Annotated in this window: 18 protein-coding genes; 11 read left to right on the top strand and 7 right to left on the bottom strand. The window is 68.1% G+C overall.

Annotated elements, in window-relative coordinates; all coding sequences use genetic code 11:
* The first annotated feature begins 109 nt into the window (after positions 1–109).
* A complete protein-coding gene (locus NA3_RS24550) occupies positions 110–754 on the top strand; it encodes a TetR/AcrR family transcriptional regulator (protein ID WP_062965981.1) in 645 nt (214 codons plus the stop codon).
* A 67-nt stretch (positions 755–821) separates the two neighbouring features.
* On the opposite strand, the gene NA3_RS24545 is transcribed toward NA3_RS24550, so the two are convergent.
* Positions 822–1670, bottom strand: a complete 849-nt coding sequence (locus tag NA3_RS24545; RefSeq protein WP_062965980.1) for an oxygenase MpaB family protein — start codon at positions 1668–1670, stop codon at positions 822–824.
* Between the two features lie 164 nt (positions 1671–1834).
* On the opposite strand from NA3_RS24545, the gene NA3_RS24540 reads away from it, so the two are divergent.
* Positions 1835–3259, top strand: a complete 1425-nt coding sequence (locus NA3_RS24540) for an acyl-CoA synthetase (protein WP_062965979.1) — start codon at positions 1835–1837, stop codon at positions 3257–3259.
* A gap of 68 nt (positions 3260–3327) precedes the next feature.
* A complete protein-coding gene (locus tag NA3_RS24535; protein ID WP_062965978.1) occupies positions 3328–3699 on the top strand; it encodes a PPOX class F420-dependent oxidoreductase in 372 nt (123 codons plus the stop codon).
* Positions 3700–3770: 71 nt separating this feature from the next.
* Here NA3_RS24535 and dapD read toward each other — a convergent pair whose 3' ends face one another.
* The gene (dapD, locus tag NA3_RS24530) at positions 3771–4724 is read right to left on the bottom strand and encodes a 2,3,4,5-tetrahydropyridine-2,6-dicarboxylate N-succinyltransferase (protein ID WP_062965977.1); all 954 of its coding nucleotides are present in this window, start codon (positions 4722–4724) and stop codon (positions 3771–3773) included.
* Between the two features lie 107 nt (positions 4725–4831).
* Between dapD and dapE the strand changes: the two genes are divergently transcribed.
* Genes dapE through NA3_RS24500 form a run of 6 tightly spaced genes read left to right on the top strand, consistent with a single transcriptional unit; the run spans position 4832 to position 10967 of the window.
* A complete protein-coding gene (dapE, locus tag NA3_RS24525) occupies positions 4832–5932 on the top strand; it encodes a succinyl-diaminopimelate desuccinylase (RefSeq protein WP_062965976.1) in 1101 nt (366 codons plus the stop codon).
* A gap of 18 nt (positions 5933–5950) precedes the next feature.
* Positions 5951–6754, top strand: coding sequence for an LOG family protein (locus tag NA3_RS24520; protein WP_062965975.1), 804 nt, complete (start codon positions 5951–5953; stop codon positions 6752–6754).
* Positions 6751–7314 (top strand): LOG family protein, encoded by a 564-nt coding sequence (locus tag NA3_RS24515; RefSeq protein ID WP_128145561.1) that lies wholly within the window; start codon positions 6751–6753, stop codon positions 7312–7314. The genes NA3_RS24520 and NA3_RS24515 overlap by 4 nt, the downstream gene beginning before the upstream one ends.
* Positions 7315–7353: 39 nt before the next feature.
* On the top strand, positions 7354–9123 hold the full coding sequence (locus NA3_RS24510) for a long-chain-acyl-CoA synthetase (RefSeq protein WP_062966067.1): 1770 nt from the start codon (positions 7354–7356) through the stop codon (positions 9121–9123).
* Between the two features lie 45 nt (positions 9124–9168).
* A complete protein-coding gene (folP, locus tag NA3_RS38040; RefSeq protein ID WP_062965973.1) occupies positions 9169–10047 on the top strand; it encodes a dihydropteroate synthase in 879 nt (292 codons plus the stop codon).
* Positions 10044–10967, top strand: a complete 924-nt coding sequence (locus tag NA3_RS24500) for a glucosyl-3-phosphoglycerate synthase (RefSeq protein ID WP_062965972.1) — start codon at positions 10044–10046, stop codon at positions 10965–10967. Before folP ends, NA3_RS24500 begins: the two co-directional genes overlap by 4 nt.
* On the opposite strand, the gene NA3_RS24495 is transcribed toward NA3_RS24500, so the two are convergent.
* The 5 genes from NA3_RS24495 to sigE all read right to left on the bottom strand — a co-directional run bounded on the left by NA3_RS24495 (position 10968) and on the right by sigE (position 15084).
* A complete protein-coding gene (locus tag NA3_RS24495) occupies positions 10968–11804 on the bottom strand; it encodes a hypothetical protein (RefSeq protein ID WP_062965971.1) in 837 nt (278 codons plus the stop codon).
* Positions 11805–11942: 138 nt separating this feature from the next.
* Entirely contained in the window at positions 11943–12407 is a 465-nt protein-coding gene (gene tatB, locus NA3_RS24490) for a Sec-independent protein translocase protein TatB (RefSeq protein ID WP_062965970.1), read from the bottom strand.
* A gap of 9 nt (positions 12408–12416) precedes the next feature.
* Positions 12417–13991, bottom strand: coding sequence for a trypsin-like peptidase domain-containing protein (locus NA3_RS24485; RefSeq protein WP_062966066.1), 1575 nt, complete (start codon positions 13989–13991; stop codon positions 12417–12419).
* On the bottom strand, positions 13976–14365 hold the full coding sequence (locus NA3_RS24480) for an anti-sigma factor (RefSeq protein ID WP_062965969.1): 390 nt from the start codon (positions 14363–14365) through the stop codon (positions 13976–13978). The genes NA3_RS24485 and NA3_RS24480 overlap by 16 nt, the downstream gene beginning before the upstream one ends.
* A gap of 65 nt (positions 14366–14430) precedes the next feature.
* Positions 14431–15084, bottom strand: coding sequence for an RNA polymerase sigma factor SigE (gene sigE / locus NA3_RS24475; RefSeq protein ID WP_062966065.1), 654 nt, complete (start codon positions 15082–15084; stop codon positions 14431–14433).
* Between the two features lie 404 nt (positions 15085–15488).
* Here sigE and NA3_RS24470 point away from each other — a divergent pair, with 404 nt between their 5' ends.
* Positions 15489–16127: an O-methyltransferase gene (locus tag NA3_RS24470; RefSeq protein WP_128145803.1), complete on the top strand. Its 639-nt coding sequence runs from the start codon at positions 15489–15491 to the stop codon at positions 16125–16127.
* 147 nt (positions 16128–16274) lie between these two features.
* A complete protein-coding gene (locus tag NA3_RS24465; protein WP_062965968.1) occupies positions 16275–16928 on the top strand; it encodes a TetR/AcrR family transcriptional regulator in 654 nt (217 codons plus the stop codon).
* Positions 16929–16946: the final 18 nt, after the last annotated feature.

Below are 16946 nucleotides of genomic sequence, written 5' to 3'. Positions count from 1 at the left end.
TCGTATAAACCTTCTCATCGGGGTGGCATCATGTCAATCAGAGCGCTGACCATATGGGATGATGAGAGCGTCACCGTGTCCGCGACCCGGGCGAAGGAGAGGAACGACCATGACCGGCTCGACCAAACTGTCGACTCGGCTCCTGCCGCTGGTTCGCGGCGCGGGTCCGGAGGACCGCAATCAGACCACGGTACTCGACGCGGCACTGCTGGCCTTCCTGGATTTCGGCATCAAACGCACCAGCATGGTCGAGGTCGCGCGGCGCGGGCGGCTGTCGCTGGCGACGCTGTACCGGCGCTTCGCCGGTAAATCCGATCTGATTCAGGCCGTCGGCCTGTGGCAGGCGCGCCAGTTCGTGGAACAGGTCGACGCCGCGGTGCAGCGCCAGATCGATCGCGACGCCAGCGCCGAGGATCAGATCGTCGAACTGTTCGTCGCCTTCCTGGACGGGTTGCGCGGCAACAAACTGCTGGACCGGCTGCTGACCACCGAACCGGAGGTCGTGCTGCCCTATCTCACCGTACAGGGCGCGCCGGTGATCGAGCTGGGACGCGACTACGTCGCCGAATTCATCACCCGCCTGCAGTCGGAAGGCAAACTGCCGCACTACGATCCGCTGCCGCTGGCCGAACTCGTCGCACGCAACGCGCTCTCGCTCGCGCTGACTCCGCAAACGCTGATCCCGGTGGACGACGAGGCCGCCTGCCGGCAGTTCGCCCGCGACCACGTGGTTCCCGGTTTCCGGATCCCCTAGTCGCCGGATTCCCTGGTCGTCCCGGTGCCGCCGCCACGTCTTCCGGATCGCTCACCCGGAGTCCGGATCACACGAGCCGCAGCCCCAAGCGCCGCCGGATCCTCATGTCGAGCATGTAGGCGTTGACCGGAAACATCTTGAGCTGCTTGGGAACTCGCTCCTCCACCGCGCCGACCGCGTGCAGCAGCCGGGCCAGGCGGCGGTCGTCGGCCGCCGTCCACGGCATCTCCATCTGCGCGCGCAGATTCGGCGGCAGCAAACCGGCGACCACCCAGCGGTGAAATCGCTTGAACGGCAAGCGAACCGGAGGGGGGAACATCTTCAGATCAATCAGATCGTCGAAGTACGCGCGGATCGTCGGATCGATCCGGACCTCGGCGATCTGCCGGTTCCAGTAGGTATCGAAGGCGGCGCGATCGGCCGGCCACATCGCCTGCGGCATCTGCAGTGTGGTCCCGAACCGGGCGGCGTGGCGGTAGAAGGCCTCGGCCTCCTGCTCGGGCATCGGGCCGTGCATGCGCTCGTAGAGGTCGCGTGAACCCCAGTACAGGCAGGCCGCCACCCACAGCTGCAGCTTTGGATCGAAGGCGTTGTACTTGACCGGGCTCTGCGCGGTCGAGCGAACATGGCGGTGCTGCCAGTTCACCGCCGCGCGGTAGGCGGCGCGTTCGTCGTCGCTACCCAGCATGGCCACGGCGAGGTAGGTCAGCGTGGTGCGGGTGCGTTTGACCGGATGCAGCATCACCTTGCCGCTGTCGACGGTGCTCTCCACCACGCCGTAGCCGACGGGTGGAAGCGACAGCTGCATGATGACGTTGACCGCGGCGCCGAAGAAGGCGGCCGAACCGTCCAGGTGTGCCGCGACATCGTATTCGGCGACCGGTTGCCCGGGCGACGTGCGAATGGACGTGGTCATCGTCGACCCCCATCTCCGCGTGAGAAGACTGTACTTCGACAGTCTCACCACCTCAATGCCCTGTCAACGGCCGCGCGACGACGAGACGAATTCGCAATGGGCCGCCCGGCGGGGGAGGGCGCCGGCGGTGCCGGATGACCGAGCCGGATTGATAGGTTGGCCCGATGTCCTACGGTTCGCTGCCGCTGTTGCCCTCGCTGAATCCGGCCGCCGTGGCCGCCGGCTACGACATTCCCGATGCGGTCACCATCGACGGTGAGACGCTCTCGCGCAGTGATCTGGTCGGCGCCGCGACCTCGGTGGCCGAACGCATCGCCGGGGCCGGCCGCGTCGCGATTCTTGCCCGCCCGACCGCCACCACCGTGCTGGGAATCCTCGGCTGCCTCATCGCCGGGGTCGCCGCCGTGCCGGTGCCGCCGGATGCGGGATCGGCCGAACTGGACCACATCCTCGCCGATTCCGGTGCGCGGGCCTGGCTCGGTGCGGCACCGGACAACTCCGCGCTGCCGGTGATTCCGGTGCGCAAACACGCCCGCTCCTGGCACAGCCATCCCGAACCGGCCGCGAACACCACGGCTTTCATCCTCTACACCTCGGGGACCACGGGTGCGCCCAAGGGGGTCGTGCTCAGTCGCGGCGCCATCGCGGCGGGTCTCGACGCGCTGTTCGAGGCGTGGTCGTGGACCTCGAAAGATGTTCTGGTCCACGGTCTTCCGCTGTTCCACGTGCACGGGCTGATCCTCGGCGTGCTCGGACCGCTGCGAGTCGGCAGCCCGCTCGTGCACACCGGCAAGCCCACGCCCGCCGCCTATGCGGCCGCGTCCGGCACCCTGTACTTCGGCGTGCCGACGGTCTGGTCGCGAATCGCCGAAGACCCCAGTGCCGCAAAGGAATTGGCGAATGCAAGGCTGCTGGTCTCCGGCAGTGCGCCGCTGCCGGTTCCGGTCTTCGAACGGCTGCGTGAGCTGACCGGGCAGGCGCCGGTGGAGCGTTACGGCATGAGCGAAACCATGATCACCCTGTCCACCCGGGCCGACGGCGAGCGCCGGCCGGGCTGGGTCGGCCTGCCGGTGGCGGGTGTGCAGACCCGGTTGCGCGACGAGGCGGGGGCGCCGGTTCCGCACGACGGCGAGAGTATCGGCGGACTGCAGGTGCGCGGGCCCATGTTGTTCGACGGCTATCTCGGCCGGCCCGAGGCCACCGCCGACAGCTGGACCGAGGACGGCTGGTTCGTCACCGGCGATGTGGCGGCGATCGATGCCGAGGGATTCCATCGCATCGTCGGGCGGGAATCGGTGGATCTGATCAAATCCGGTGGGTACCGAGTCGGGGCGGGGGAGGTCGAAACCTGCCTGCTCGGCCACCCGAGTGTGGCCGAGGTCGCGGTCGTCGGGATCGAGGACGCGGATCTGGGGCAGCGCATCCGGGCCTACGTCGTGCCGCGCGCCGACACCCCGATTTCGGAGCGGGAACTGATCGACTTCGTCGCCCAGCAGCTCTCGGCGCACAAACGGCCGCGCGAGGTGCTGATGGTGACCGAGCTGCCGCGCAACGCCATGGGCAAGGTGCAGAAGAAGCAGTTGCGCTGACCCCTCGATCCGCTGCCGGGAACGTTGCGGGTTGACCTGTACCGCACTCGAGGTTCTAAGGTCGGCGCATGATCGCAACGCTGTCTGCAGCCCAGATCGAGTATCTGGCGGGCCAACGCCTGGGTCGGCTGGCCACCATCCGCCCGGACGGATCGCCGCAGAACAACCCGGTGGGTTTCCGGTACAACGAAGCCCTCGGCACCATCGATATCGCGGGTCACAACATGGGCGCCTCGCAGAAGTTCCGCAACCTCACCAAGGAGGAGCGGGTCGCCTTCGTCGTGGACGATATCGCCTCGGTGAATCCGTGGCAGGTGCGCTGCCTCGAAATCCGCGGCGTGGCACAGGCTTTGCGAGATGTGGAGACCTACCTCGAGGGCGGTTCGCGGGAACTGATCCGCATCACCCCACAGCGCGTGCTGGCCTTCGGAATCGAATAGGGGCGGTTATGCGAAACGCCCCTTCCGCGCTCGGATCGGATGACGAGCGGGAAGGGGCGTTGTGCGTGAGATCAGTTGGCGTGCAGGGCGGCGTTGAGTTCGATGCCGGTGCCCTTGCGGGCGACCACCTCGACGCTGCCGGTCAGCGAGTTGCGACGGAACAGCAGATTCGACTGCCCGGACAGTTCGGAGGCTTTGATCGTGCGGCCGTCCGGCAGGGCGACCTTGGTGCCCGCGGTGACGTAGAGGCCGGCCTCGACGACGCAATCGTCGCCCAGTGAGATGCCCAGGCCCGCGTTCGCGCCGAGCAGGCAGCGTTCGCCGATCGAGATGACCTGCTTACCGCCCCCGGACAGGGTGCCCATGATGGACGCGCCGCCGCCCACATCGGAACCGTCGCCGACCACCACACCGGCGGAGATGCGGCCCTCGACCATGGAGGCGCCGAGCGTGCCGGCGTTGAAGTTCACGAAACCCTCGTGCATGACCGTGGTGCCCTCGGCCAGATGCGCGCCCAGCCGCACCCGGTCGGCATCGGCGATGCGGACGCCGGCGGGCAGCACGTAGTCGACCATGCGGGGGAATTTGTCGACGCCGTAGACGGTGACCGGGCCGCGGGCCCGCAACTTCGCGCGCACCAGTTCGAAGTCCTCGACCGCGCACGGGCCGTGATTGGTCCACACCACATTGGCCAGCAGCCCGAACTGCCCCTCCAGGCTCAGCCCGTGCGGGCGGACCAGACGGTGCGAGAGCAGGTGCAGGCGCAGATATTCGTCGTGGGTGTCGATCGGCGGCGCCGACAGGTCCGCGATCGAGGTGCGCACCGCGACGACCTCGACCCGGCGGGCCTCGTCGGGGCCGACCAGATCGGCGAAGCGCGCGTACTCGGGATCGGCCGGGCTCAGCCGCGTGGTCTCGGACGTCTCGAACGTGCCCAGTTCCGGATACGGGTACCAGGTGTCGAGGACCGTCCCGTTCCCGGTCACCGTCGCTAGGCCGACTGCGGATGCTCCCTGTGTGCTCACGGCACCTCAGCCTACTGGGTGCGGATCGCGAGGCGGTGGGCTCCCTGCGCCGCCCGGCCCGGGCCGCTCGGCCGGTCGTGAGTGGAGCGAACAATTAGGCTGGTCCGGTGACCATCGATCTGCGCGCCGACCCGATCTCGATCACCGCGACCCTCGTCGATATCCCGAGCGTCTCCCGCGACGAGGCGGCGATCACCGACACCGTCGCCTGGGCGCTGCGCGAGCAGACCGAGGGTTTCGAGGTGCTGCGCCACGGCAACACCGTGCTGGCTCGCACGAATCGCGGGCTGCCGCACCGGGTGATCATGGCCGGTCACCTCGATACCGTGCCGATCGCCGACAACGTGCCGGGCCGGTTCGAGACGATCGACGGTGAGGAGGTGCTGTTCGGCTGCGGCAGCGTCGACATGAAGTCCGGCGACGCGGTGTTCCTGCACCTGGCCGCGACCGTCGCCGATCCGGTCTGCGATCTGACCCTGATCTTCTACGACTGCGAGGAGATCGCCGCCGAATACAACGGTCTCGGCCGCATCGAACGCGAACTGCCGGAATGGCTGGACGGGGATCTGGCCATCCTCGGCGAACCGTCGGGCGGGTGGATCGAGGCCGGCTGCCAGGGCACGCTGCGGGTCCGCCTCGGCCTCGGCGGCACCCGTGCCCACACCGCGCGAGCGTGGCTGGGCGACAACGCCATTCACAAGCTGGCGCCGGTCCTGCAGCGGTTGCGCGACTATGTGCCGCGCGAGGTGGACATCGACGGTTGCGTGTATCGCGAGGGGCTGTCCGCGGTGAAGGTCGAGGGCGGCGTGGCCGGCAACGTGGTGCCCGACGAGGCGGAAGTGCTGGTGAACTTCCGGTTCGCACCCGATCGCACCCTCGCCGAGGCGACCGAGCACGTGCGCGAGGTGTTCGACGGACTGGATGTGAGTTTCGAGCGGACCGACGGTGCGCCCGGCGCGCTACCGGGTCTGTCGGCTCCGGCCGCGAAGAACCTGGTGGAGCGCGTCCACGCGCACGGCGGCGGCGGGGTGCGCGCGAAATACGGCTGGACCGACGTGTCGCGATTCGCCGCGCGTGGCATCCCGGCGGTCAACTTCGGGCCCGGCGACCCCAATCTGGCGCACAAGGTGGACGAGCGGGTGCCCACCCGTCAGATCACCGTCGTCACCGAGATCCTGCGCAACTACCTGACCGGTCACAAGGGCTGAACCGGTAGGTTCGGTCCCATGTCCACCGCGTCCGAGCCCGCATCGACCAGATCACCGAAGTCCACTCCGAAATACCGCGGCCCGATCATGTTGCGCCGGGCGCGCAAACAGGGCACCGGAACCACCGATCAGCATCTGCTCGACGGCCGCGGACCCACCGACTGGGTGCACACCGACCCCTGGCGGGTGCTGCGGATCCAGAGCGAGTTCGTGGAGGGCTTCGGTGCGCTCGCCGAAATCCCCAGGGCCGTAGCGGTTTTCGGTTCCGCCCGGACGCCGGTGGATACGCCCGAATACGAGGCGGCGCGGGCCATCGGCGCCGCCCTGGCCGAGGCCGGTTTCGCGGTGATCACCGGCGGCGGCCCCGGGGTGATGGAGGCGGCCAACCGCGGCGCCTGTGAGGCGGGCGGCTACTCCGTGGGCCTCGGCATCGAGTTGCCGATGGAACAGGGGCTCAACGAGTGGGTCGACCTCGGCATCAACTTCCGCTACTTCTTCGCCCGCAAGACGATGTTCGTCAAGTACTCCCAGGCGTTCATCTGCCTGCCCGGCGGCTTCGGCACCCTGGACGAGCTGTTCGAGGCGCTCACTCTGGTGCAGACCCACAAGATCACCCGCTTCCCGGTCATCCTGTTCGGCAGCCGCTACTGGGCGGGGCTGGTGGACTGGCTGCGCGATTCGCTGGTCGGGTCCGGCAAGATCGCGCCCGCTGATCTGGAACTGCTGCACGTGACCGACAGTGTGGAGGAGTTGATCGACATCGTGCTGCAGGCCGCCGCGCGCCGCGGCGAGGAGTCCACGGGGAAGGAGGATCAGTGGTGAGCGGGCAGCCGTTCGCGGTGTGTGTCTACTGTTCGGCCAGTGCCACCGATCCCGGGGCGTTGCAGCTGGCCGCCGATGTGGGTAGTGAAATCGCCCGGCGCGGTTGGCAACTGGTCTCCGGCGGCGGACACGTGTCGATGATGGGCGCGGTGGCGGTGGCCGCGCGCGCCGGAGGCGCCCGCACCACGGGCGTGATCCCGAAACGCCTGGTGCATCAGGAAGTCGCCGATGTGGACAGCGACGAACTGATCGTCACCGACACCATGCGCGAACGCAAACAGATCATGGAGGATCGCGCCGACGCCTTCCTGACCCTGCCGGGCGGAATCGGCACGCTGGAGGAATTCTTCGAGGCGTGGACCGGCGGATATCTGGGGCTGCACGGCAAGCCGCTGGTGGTGCTGGATCCCAACGGCCACTACCGCGGCCTGTTCGCGTGGCTGGACGAGCTGAGCGCGGCCGGATTCATCGGGCGGCCGGCACTGGATCGGATTACCGTGACCGCGGATGTGGCATCCGCATTCCGAGCCCTGACCGCGCCGCGAATCGACACCGCCTAGGAATCGACACGGCCCGACCGGAAATCGTTGGAGGAGAATGTGACCGCCGAGGCTCGAAACACGATCAGTCTCTGGGATTTGGTGCGCAGGCTGCCTGCGATGGCGGTGGAGACGCCGGGCATGCTGCGCGGCGCCACCGGCATGCTGGTGCGCCCCGACGACAAATCCTCGGTCGGGCTGTATTTCCAGAAGGCGGCACGGCGGTACCCCAATCGGCCGTTCCTGCGCTTCGAGGGCCGCGAATACACCTACGGCGAGGCCAATATCGAAGTGAACTGCTTCGCCGAGGTGCTGGCGCAGCGCGGTGTGCGCCGCGGCGATGTGGTGGGCGTGCTGATGACGAACCGCCCCGAGACGCTGTTCGTGGTCCTGGCGACGGTGAAGCTGGGCGCGACGGTCGGGCTGCTCAATCACAATCAGCGCGAACAGGTACTCGCCCACAGCTTCGGCCTGCTGGACAGCACGGTCAACGTGGTCGGCGAGGAATGCGAGGAGGCGGTGCGCTCACTGCCCGAGCCGCCGCCGAACCTGCTGTATACGGAGGAATTGCAGGAGTTGGCCCGCGCGGCCGATCCGGCGGATCCGGCGGTGTGCGCGGACGTGCGCGCCCGGGAGCGCGCCTTCCTGATCTTCACCTCCGGCACGACCGGGCTGCCCAAGGCCAGTGTGATGACCCATCTGCGCTGGACGAAAAGTATGGCCGGGCTGGGCGGTCTGGGCATCCGCCTGCGTGGCGGCGACACGATGTATTGCTGCCTGCCGCTGTATCACAACAACGCGCTGACGGTCGCGCTCGGCGCGGTGCTCGGCTCGCGGGCGACGCTGGCGCTGGGGCGCAAATTCTCGGTGTCGAACTTCTGGAACGAGGTCGTCGCGACCAGGTCGACGGCCTTCATCTACATCGGCGAGCTCTGCCGCTACCTGCTCAACCAGCCGGAATCGCCCCGCGAACACGAACATTCGGTGCGGCTGGCCGTCGGCAACGGCCTGCGCCCGGAGTTGTGGGACGAATTCCGGCGGCGCTTCGGCATCGGCCGGGTGGTGGAGTTCTACGGCGCGAGTGAGGGAAATATCGCCTTCATCAACGCCTTCGGCGTGGACCGCACCGCCGGATTCGGGCCGCTGCCCTACGCCGTGGTGGAATTCGACGAGGAGACCGGTAAGGCGAAGCGATACCCGGACGGACGGCTGCGCAAGGTTGCCTCCGGCGGGGTGGGCCTGCTGCTGGCGAAGGTCACCGACCGCTCCCCGTTCGACGGCTATACCGACAAGTCGGCGACCGAATCGAAGCTGGTGCGCAACGCGTTCGACGACGGCGACTGCTGGTTCGACACCGGAGATCTTGTGCGCGACCAGCATTGGCGCCACATCGCCTTCGTCGACCGCCTCGGCGACACCTTCCGCTGGAAGGGTGAGAACGTCGCAACCACCGAAGTCGAGGGCGCCTTCGACGGCGCGCCCGGTATCACCGAGGCCGTGGTGTACGGCGTCGACGTGCCCGGAGCCGATGGCAAGGCGGGGATGGCCGCGGTGACCCTCGACGCCGGCACCGACTTCGACGGCTCCGCCCTGGCCGTCCATCTCTACGACCGCCTGCCCGGGTATGCGGTGCCGCTGTTCGTCCGCGTGGTGCCCGAACTGGAGACCACGTCGACCTTCAAGAGCCGCAAGGTGGATCTGCGCAAGCAGGGATTCACCCCCGACGACTCGACCGCGGTCTATGTGTTGAAGGGGCGCGAGCAGGGATTTGTGCCGTTCTACCCCGGCTATCCCGACGAGGTGGCGGCCGGTACCGCACCCCGGGGCTAGGTCGTGTCGGAGGGCGCCGACACCCCGGCAATTAGACTCACCTCCATGAGTTCTGCGTCACCGCTGTCCACCCTGTGCGGGAAGCCGGTGGCGACGGATCGGGCGCTGGTGATGGCAATCGTCAACCGAACCCCCGATTCCTTCTACGACCGGGGCGCGACCTTCTCCGACGACGCCGCGATGGCCGCGGTGTCGCGCGCCGTGTCCGAGGGCGCGGATCTGGTCGACATCGGCGGGGTGAAGGCCGGGCCGGGGGACGAGGTCGACGCCGCGGAGGAGGTGCGGCGCGTGGTGCCGTTCGTGGCGGCCATCCGCGCGCGCTATCCCGACCTGTTGATCAGTGTGGACACCTGGCGCAGCGAGGTGGCACGGGCGGCGGTGGCCGAGGGCGCGGATGTGATCAACGACACCTGGGCCGGGGCGGATCCGCAGCTCGCCGGCGTGGCCGCCGAACTCGGCGTGGGGATCGTGTGCAGCCACACCGGCGGCGCGCGGCCGCGCACCCGGCCACATCGGGTCCGGTACGCCGATGTGGTGTCCGAGGTCACCGATACCCTGGTTCGGGCGGCCGAGGCGGCGCGCGCGGCAGGGGTCGCCGCGGATGCGATTCTCATCGACCCGACCCACGATTTCGGGAAAAACACCTATCACGGGCTCGAACTGTTGCGGGCCGTGGACATTCTTGTAAATACCGGATGGCCGGTCTTGATGGCGCTGAGCAATAAGGATTTCATCGGAGAGACTCTTGGTGTCGGACTTTCCGAGCGATTGGAGGGGACATTGGCGGCAACCGCGTGGGCGGCCGCGGCCGGCGCCCGGGTCTTCCGAGTTCACGAGGTCGCCGCAACCCGGCGAGTAGTGGACATGATCGCGGCGATTCAGGGCATCCGGCCCCCCGCACGAACCTTGCGAGGTCTGGTATGACGTTCGATTGGACTGCCACGAATACGTGGGACCGACCACAGTGGGCGATCGACGAATTGGTCGACGCGAAGAACGGGCGCACCGTGTCGGTGGTGCTGCCCGCATTGAACGAGGAACGCACGGTCGCCGATGTGGTGGCCAGTATCCGGCCGCTGCTCGGCACGCTGGTCGACGAATTGGTGGTGCTGGATTCCGGTTCCGTGGACGCGACGGCCGAGCGGGCCCGTGCGGCCGGGGCGCAGGTGGTCACCCGCGAGCAGGCCGTGCCCGAACTCGAGCCGGTGCCCGGCAAGGGCGAGGTGCTGTGGCGCTCGCTGGCCGCGACCTCCGGCGACCTGGTGGCGTTCGTCGATTCGGATCTCATCGATCCCGATCCGATGTTCGTGCCGAAACTGCTGGGTCCGCTGTTGACCGTGGACGGCATGCACCTGGTGAAGGCCTACTACCGGCGTCCGCTGCGCCAGGGCGCGGCGGTGGAGCAACACGGTGGTGGCCGGGTGACCGAACTGGTGGCACGGCCGCTGCTGGCGGCGTTGCGCCCGGATCTGTCGAAGGTGTTGCAGCCCTTGGGCGGTGAGTACGCGGGCACGCGGGAACTGCTGACGGCTGTGCCGTTCGCCCCGGGCTACGGCGTGGAGATCGGCCTGCTGCTGGACACTTTCGACATGCTCGGCCTGTCGGCGATCGGCCAGGTGAATCTGGGCGTGCGCACGCATCGCAATCGTCCGCTGTCCGATCTGGGCGTGATGAGCCGGCAGATTCTCGGAACCGTGCTGGGCCGCAGCGGAATTCGCGACTCGGGTGCGGCGTTGACGCAATTCCCGCTGGTCGGTGAGGAATTCACGGCGCTGAGCACGGATGTGCATCTCGCGGATCGGCCGCCGATGAACACCCTGCGTCCCACCGAGGTCGCCGCCTGATCACCGCTCGTGGCGGTAGATGGGCGTGAGAAGGTCCACTTCGAGCGGTTCGCCGGTGTGGCGGTCGTAGCGGACGCCGACTACCGCCGAGAAGGCGCGAGTGTCGGCGCGTTCGTGCAGAGTCGCCAGTCGTGTTCCGAGAAGCCGTATCGCGCCCAGTGATCCGGGCGGATGCAGTCCGTCGATGACGAGAATGGTTCCGTGGCCGTCGGGGCGGGGCAGGCGCGCCAGATAGGCGATGTCGTAGGGCTCGGTGCCGCCCGGTCGGTAGATCCGCCGGGCAGCCCGGTCCTCGATCGCGCGGCGGACTCGCCCGGCCCGGGCCAGCGTCCGGCGCAGCCGCGGGTCGGCCGCCACCAGATAACGGAGACTGGGCGACAATTCGGGCCCGCCGAGCACGATCAGGCCCTCGCGGTCGAGATTCAAGGGCCGTCCGGGGAGGAATCTCTCGACCGTGACGGTGAATCCCAGCTGTCGCAACAGCTCTGCCAGCCGGTGCGGGGCGGCGGCGTCCGGCGCGCCGATCAGCGGCGTGGCGCGGGTGACCGCGCGGAGGTCGGGGGTGAGCACGGTGAGTGGTCCGTGCCCGAAGAACAGCCCTTCCGGTACCGGCCCCTGGGTGCTGACCTGGTGGATCCGGGCACGTGAAAGTCCCGCTGCCGCACCGATCCTGGCGAAGGTCCAGCCCTCGGCGTGCAACTCCCTGATCACCGCTCGGCGGATGCGGGTGAGCTCGTTGATGGTCTGCTGGGCCGCCGCGACCCCTTCGGTGGCAGCCTTGAGGCGTTCGACCTTGTCTTCGATCGCGAACACCCGTGCCACCTCGTCGGCTGACATGTGCGAAGTCTAGATAGCTCGACAGCCGGATGTGTCTAGACCGGTTGACGAATCCGCGGCAGGGGCCGAATCAATCGAGCGCACCGGGCATTTGGGCCGGACCGGCGGTCCGTAAAGGGTGCTATCAGCGCATTTCGATCAGGTGGCGTCGAAATCGATCGGCGGTTTTTCGTTGCGATCGAGCGGTTTCGGCGGCTCGGGCACCGAATAGCCGGGTGGGGTCACAGAATTCGGCGACCCGGTCTGTGAGATGCCGGAACCGCCGGACGAGCCGTTGCCCGGATTCGCTGCCCCGAAGGTGCCGGTGAACAGCGAATCGTCACCGTCGAAGAGGTGCTTGGTGACCATCGACCGCGGTGTCATCCCGCGCAGACCCTCGAGTGGTTTGCGGAGCTCGTTGAGTTCTTCGAGCGGTTTGCGCAGTTCGTCGAGCTCGGGTCCCAGATCGTTGCGCAGCTGGCTGGTGGCGCCGGAGGCGTAGTCGCGGACCTGACGCAGACTCTGCGCGGTCCAGCGAATCGCCCCCGGAAGCCGTTCCGGGCCGAGAATCACCAGCGCGGCGACCACCAGGATCACCATCTCGGGCCAGCCGATATTGAACATAAGACCAGGCTACTGGGGTGGCTGCGGGGCGTTTTTATCGGATTCCAGCGTCACCGGCACATCGACCTGACGGCCGTCGCGGATCAATTGGAAATTCACGGTCTCGCCGATCTGGTGGGACTGGACGGCGACGGTGAGTTCGGCCGGCTCGGTGACCTGCCGATCACCCACCTTGACGATCACGTCACCTTCGGCGATACCCGCCTTGGCGGCGGGGCTGTTGCCGACCACATCGGCCACCGCGGCGCCGCTCATGACGTCGTTTTCGACCTGCTTGGTCTTCGCGCTGACGCCGAGCCACGGGTGATACATCACACCGTCGCGGATGAGGGTCTGCGAGACCCGCTGCACCAGATCCACCGGAATCGCGAAGCCGAGGCCGACCGATCCGCCGCTCTCGCTGCGGATGGCGGTGTTGATCCCGATCAACCGGCCCTCGCCGTCGACCAGGGCGCCGCCGGAGTTTCCGTGGTTGATCGCCGCGTCGGTCTGCACGGCGTCGAAGGCGCCGGCGGTGTCGTCGCCGGCTTCCGGGCTCTCCTGGATCGCGCGATGCAACGCGCTGACGATGCCGGAGGTGACGGTCTTGCTCAGGCCCAGCGGCGAGCCGACGGCCAGCACGTCGTCACCGACCTGCACATCGCCGGACTTCCCGAGCCGGGCCACGGTGAGGTTCTTGACGTCGACCTTCAGCACCGCGAGGTCGGTCTTCGGGTCGCGGCCCACCAGCTTGGCCGGGGCCTTCGTACCGTCGGAGAAGGTGGCCTGGATCTTGGCGCGTCCGGATTTGTCCTGTGCCGCCATCGAGATGACGTGATTGTTGGTGACGATATAGCCGTTGCCGTCGATGACCACGCCCGAGCCCAGGGCACCGTTGTCGCCGACGGTCTCGCGGATCGAGACGACCGAGGGCAGGACGGCGTCGGCCACCTTGGCAACCTGGCTGTGCGGTTTGTCGGTGTTGCTCTCCTGCTGCAGTGCGATCTTGCGCGAGGTCAGCGCCCCGGTGTTCTCGGCGGTGAATCGGCCCACCAGGCCGCCGAGCACGCCGATGACCAGGGCGACCACACCCAGGACGGCCAATGCCTTGGGCGCTACCTTGCCGCCGAACAGCACCTCGCGGGCACCGAGCTTGGCACCCGGCGGCAGCGGCTGCGGGGCGGGGATGTGGAGGGCGGGATCGCCGAGGCGGGCCGCGGCCGCGGGATCGCGCCACGGATCGACCGGTGCGCTCGTCTCGGGCGTGTCGGCCCCGGCCTCGGGGTCGCGCTGCAGGAGCTCGTCCGAACCCGCGGGCCGTCCGAAGGCCTCGGCCAGCACCGCGTCCGGCGGGCGATTGACCAATTCGGGAGTGTCGTGCCGCGGCGTGGGCGCGGGCTGAGTGTGCGGTGCGAAAGATCCGGCCTGGCCCTCGGGGCGGCGGAAAGCGCGGGCGGTGTGTTTATCGATATCCGGGCGGTACACCGGGCGCGGCCCCAGCACGGGCGCGTCCGACGGCCTCAGGTTCCCCCTGGCCGCCGAATCCGATGAAGCGGACGGCGTCGATTCGGTGGTCACGTTCGCAAACTCTACTTGCGCCACCATCCCGTCCACCGCCTGCTCTCGAATCCCATTTCTCGATTCGAGGAGGAGGCGAAACGGAACGAATCCGCCCGCAGGCCGAGGAAACTCGCGCCGCGCGACATATTGTCGGTGCTACTTCCGGTCAGGTCGGCCAGCGGAATTCGGCTCAGCGTGTCCTGCAGGTCGGTCGGCGCGGAAATCTGCATTTGTGCCGCCCGGCGCAATGCCACCCGGGCCTGCTGCTGCGCCTCGACCTCGGCGGCGCATTCGGGACAGCGGGACAGATGTTCGGCCGCGCGCAGATAGGCGTTCATTCTCAGCTCGCCGTCGACATAGGCGACGACGGCCTCACTGGCCAGGTGTTCGGTGGGGGCGAAACGACCCTCGCCGGTCATACGGATGCACACCCTTCCGACGGACTACAGCTTCGCCGGGCACGGCCGCGGCGCTGCACCGCTGTTTACCCGACTTTCTCCTCAGCGGCGAACCGCTGCTGAGAACCATTATGCGCAAGGTATTCCCGTAGTGCCTGACGGCCGCGGTGGATCCGGCTGCGCACGGTACCCAACTTCACCCCGAGGGTAGCGCCGATCTCCTCGTAGGACAGACCCTCGATATCGCACAGCACGACGGCCGCGCGGAACTCCGGGGCCAGCGCGTCGAGCGCCCGCTGCAGGTCCGGATCCAGCCGGGCATCGTGATAGACCTGCTCGGGTCCGGGGCCCTCGGACGGCACCCGGTCGTAGTCCTCGGGCAGCGCTTCCATCCGGATGCGGTTGCGCCGGCGGACCATGTCGAGGAACAGGTTCGTGGTGATCCGGTGCAGCCAGCCCTCGAACGTGCCGGGCTGGTAGTTCTGCAGCGAGCGGAAGACCCGGATGAAGGTCTCCTGGGTGAGATCCTCGGCATCCTGCGGGTCACCGGTCAGGCGGTAGGCGAGCCGGTACACCCGGTCGGCGTGCTCGCGCACCAATTCGTCCCAGGACGGCATCATGGTGCGGTCGCCGGTGGCGTCGAAGGCGGCGGTACCGCTCAGCGCGTCGTCGTCCGCGGCATCGCCCGCGACGGATTCGGTATCGTCGAAGTCGGCGCCGTTGTCGACGTCGGCCCGCAGTGCGGGACCGGCTTCGGCTTCCGGACGAACCTCGACCTCGGTACGGACATCGCTACGAGCGGCACCGGGCAGCTCGTAATCGGCCGAGACGCCGATAGGCAGACTCGACTCGGGCAGGGTGGCGTACTCGCGCGCCGCATCGACCTTGTGGATGGGGTGACCTCCTACTCGGGACCGTGGTAGGCGCACGACGACTGGTGGTCGTCGCGTACCGGGTGTAACCCCGAACCTGAGTCCGGTGTTCCCGGGCGCCGTCCGGCGGTCGGCCGGCCCTTGCTTGGTCAATACTCTGGCGGTTCCCGATGTGCCGGTGGTATGGGGAGGCTGAGGGACACCTGAGAAAAACACCGGCCGTCGTCGCGCCCCCGGACTGCCCCGCCGTTAGCCTCATATTCGTGAGCCACATCCCAGCGGCATCGGCCCTGCAGCGCAACCTCGCCTACGTGGAGGATTCCGTGGTCGAGGACGAGATTCTCATCGCCGCGCGGGAGCGGGCCACCGAACTGGGCGCCGCACCGGTGCCGCCGTCGGTGGGAGCGCTGCTCAGCATGTACGCCCAGCTGCTCGGCGCCCGAGCGGTGGTCGAGGTCGGCACCGGCGCCGGAATCAGCGGCCTGTGGCTGCTCGACGGCATGCGCGAGGACGGCACGCTGACCACGATCGACTCCGAGCCGGAACATCAGCGTGCGGCCAAGGACGCCTTCCGCGCGGCCGATATCGCGCCCGCGCGCACCCGGCTGATCAACGGCCGTGCGCTGGACGTGCTGCCCCGGCTCGCCGACGGCGCCTACGACCTGGTGTTCATCGATGCGGCCCCGCTCGAACACCCGCAATACGTCGAGCAGGCCGTACGTTTGCTGCGCGAGGGCGGGGCGGTGCTGATGTACAACGCGCTGCTGGGTGGGCGGGTGCCCGATCCGGCGCAGCGCGACGCCGCGACCCAGGCGGTGCGGGCGGCAACCCGGGCCGTGGCCGAAGATCCCGACCTGACCAGCGTGCTGATCCCGGTCGGCGACGGGCTGCTCTGCGCCTCCCGCGGCTAGTCGCCGCTCGGAGTTGCCCGAGGGGTTGGATCGGGCCGGTTCCGGGATTAGCTCGCCGAACGCTGTCTACCTGCGCGTTCATCGTCCGAAATTTGTCGGGGCCGGCTCTTGCGTGCGGATTGAACGAGTGTTTAGTATATTGAACATGTGTTTAAGGGAGCAGCCGTATCGGAAGGACCCACCTCGGACCTGAGCACGCCCGCCCGGATCCGGGACGCGGCGATCGTCGTCTTCGGAGAAGAGGGATTCGGGGTCGGAGTGCGGGCCATCGCCAAGGCGGCGGGGGTTTCGCCCGGACTCGTCAATCACCACTTCGGTTCCAAGGACGGCTTGCGCGAGGCGTGTGACGAGCACGTACGTGCCGTCATCCGTGCCGCGAAGACGGAATACGTCCAGCAGCCCTCGCCGAATTCGACCCTGAAGGCCCTCGCCGACATCGAGGAGTTCGCGCCCTACACCGCGTATCTGATGCGCAGCTTCCAGGCCGGCGGCACGCTGATGACCTCGCTGTTCGATCAGCTGCGCGCGGATGTGGAGTCCTACCTCGAGGTCGGTATCGAGGCCGGCACGTTGCGCCGGCCCAGGGACTTGTCGGCGACGGCGAACTATCTGGCGGTGCAGAACGGCGGTGGATTCTTCTTCTTCCTGCAGCTCTACGCCGCCCGCCACGAAGGAAAGCTCGACTTTCGACAAGCGTTGCGCGAGTATGCCGACCAGATGGTGCTGCCGGCCATGGAGGTCAACACCCACGGCCTGTTCACCGATTCCTCGGTGCTCGACTCGTTGCTCGCCGAAATGTGAACCCTCGTCTCGCAAGGA

This window comes from Nocardia africana NBRC 100379, assembly GCF_001612635.1.
In the GTDB taxonomy this organism is placed as follows: Bacteria; Actinomycetota; Actinomycetes; order Mycobacteriales; family Mycobacteriaceae; genus Nocardia; species Nocardia africana.
Note: the sequence above shows the minus strand (reverse complement) of the source record. Positions and strands in the feature narration are given on the sequence as shown.

What these genes read in the sequence shown, in the direction of transcription:
- NA3_RS24550 (WP_062965981.1), top strand. Translation starts at nt 110, where the DNA reads ATGACCGGCTCGACCAAACTGTCGACTCGGCTCCTGCCGCTGGTTCGC.
- NA3_RS24545 (WP_062965980.1), bottom strand. Translation starts at nt 1,670, where the DNA reads ATGACCACGTCCATTCGCACGTCGCCCGGGCAACCGGTCGCCGAATAC.
- NA3_RS24540 (WP_062965979.1), top strand. Translation starts at nt 1,835, where the DNA reads ATGTCCTACGGTTCGCTGCCGCTGTTGCCCTCGCTGAATCCGGCCGCC.
- NA3_RS24535 (WP_062965978.1), top strand. Translation starts at nt 3,328, where the DNA reads ATGATCGCAACGCTGTCTGCAGCCCAGATCGAGTATCTGGCGGGCCAA.
- NA3_RS24520 (WP_062965975.1), top strand. Translation starts at nt 5,951, where the DNA reads ATGTCCACCGCGTCCGAGCCCGCATCGACCAGATCACCGAAGTCCACT.
- folP (WP_062965973.1), top strand. Translation starts at nt 9,169, where the DNA reads ATGAGTTCTGCGTCACCGCTGTCCACCCTGTGCGGGAAGCCGGTGGCG.
- NA3_RS24500 (WP_062965972.1), top strand. Translation starts at nt 10,044, where the DNA reads ATGACGTTCGATTGGACTGCCACGAATACGTGGGACCGACCACAGTGG.
- NA3_RS24495 (WP_062965971.1), bottom strand. Translation starts at nt 11,804, where the DNA reads ATGTCAGCCGACGAGGTGGCACGGGTGTTCGCGATCGAAGACAAGGTC.
- tatB (WP_062965970.1), bottom strand. Translation starts at nt 12,407, where the DNA reads ATGTTCAATATCGGCTGGCCCGAGATGGTGATCCTGGTGGTCGCCGCG.
- NA3_RS24485 (WP_062966066.1), bottom strand. Translation starts at nt 13,991, where the DNA reads ATGGTGGCGCAAGTAGAGTTTGCGAACGTGACCACCGAATCGACGCCG.
- NA3_RS24480 (WP_062965969.1), bottom strand. Translation starts at nt 14,365, where the DNA reads ATGACCGGCGAGGGTCGTTTCGCCCCCACCGAACACCTGGCCAGTGAG.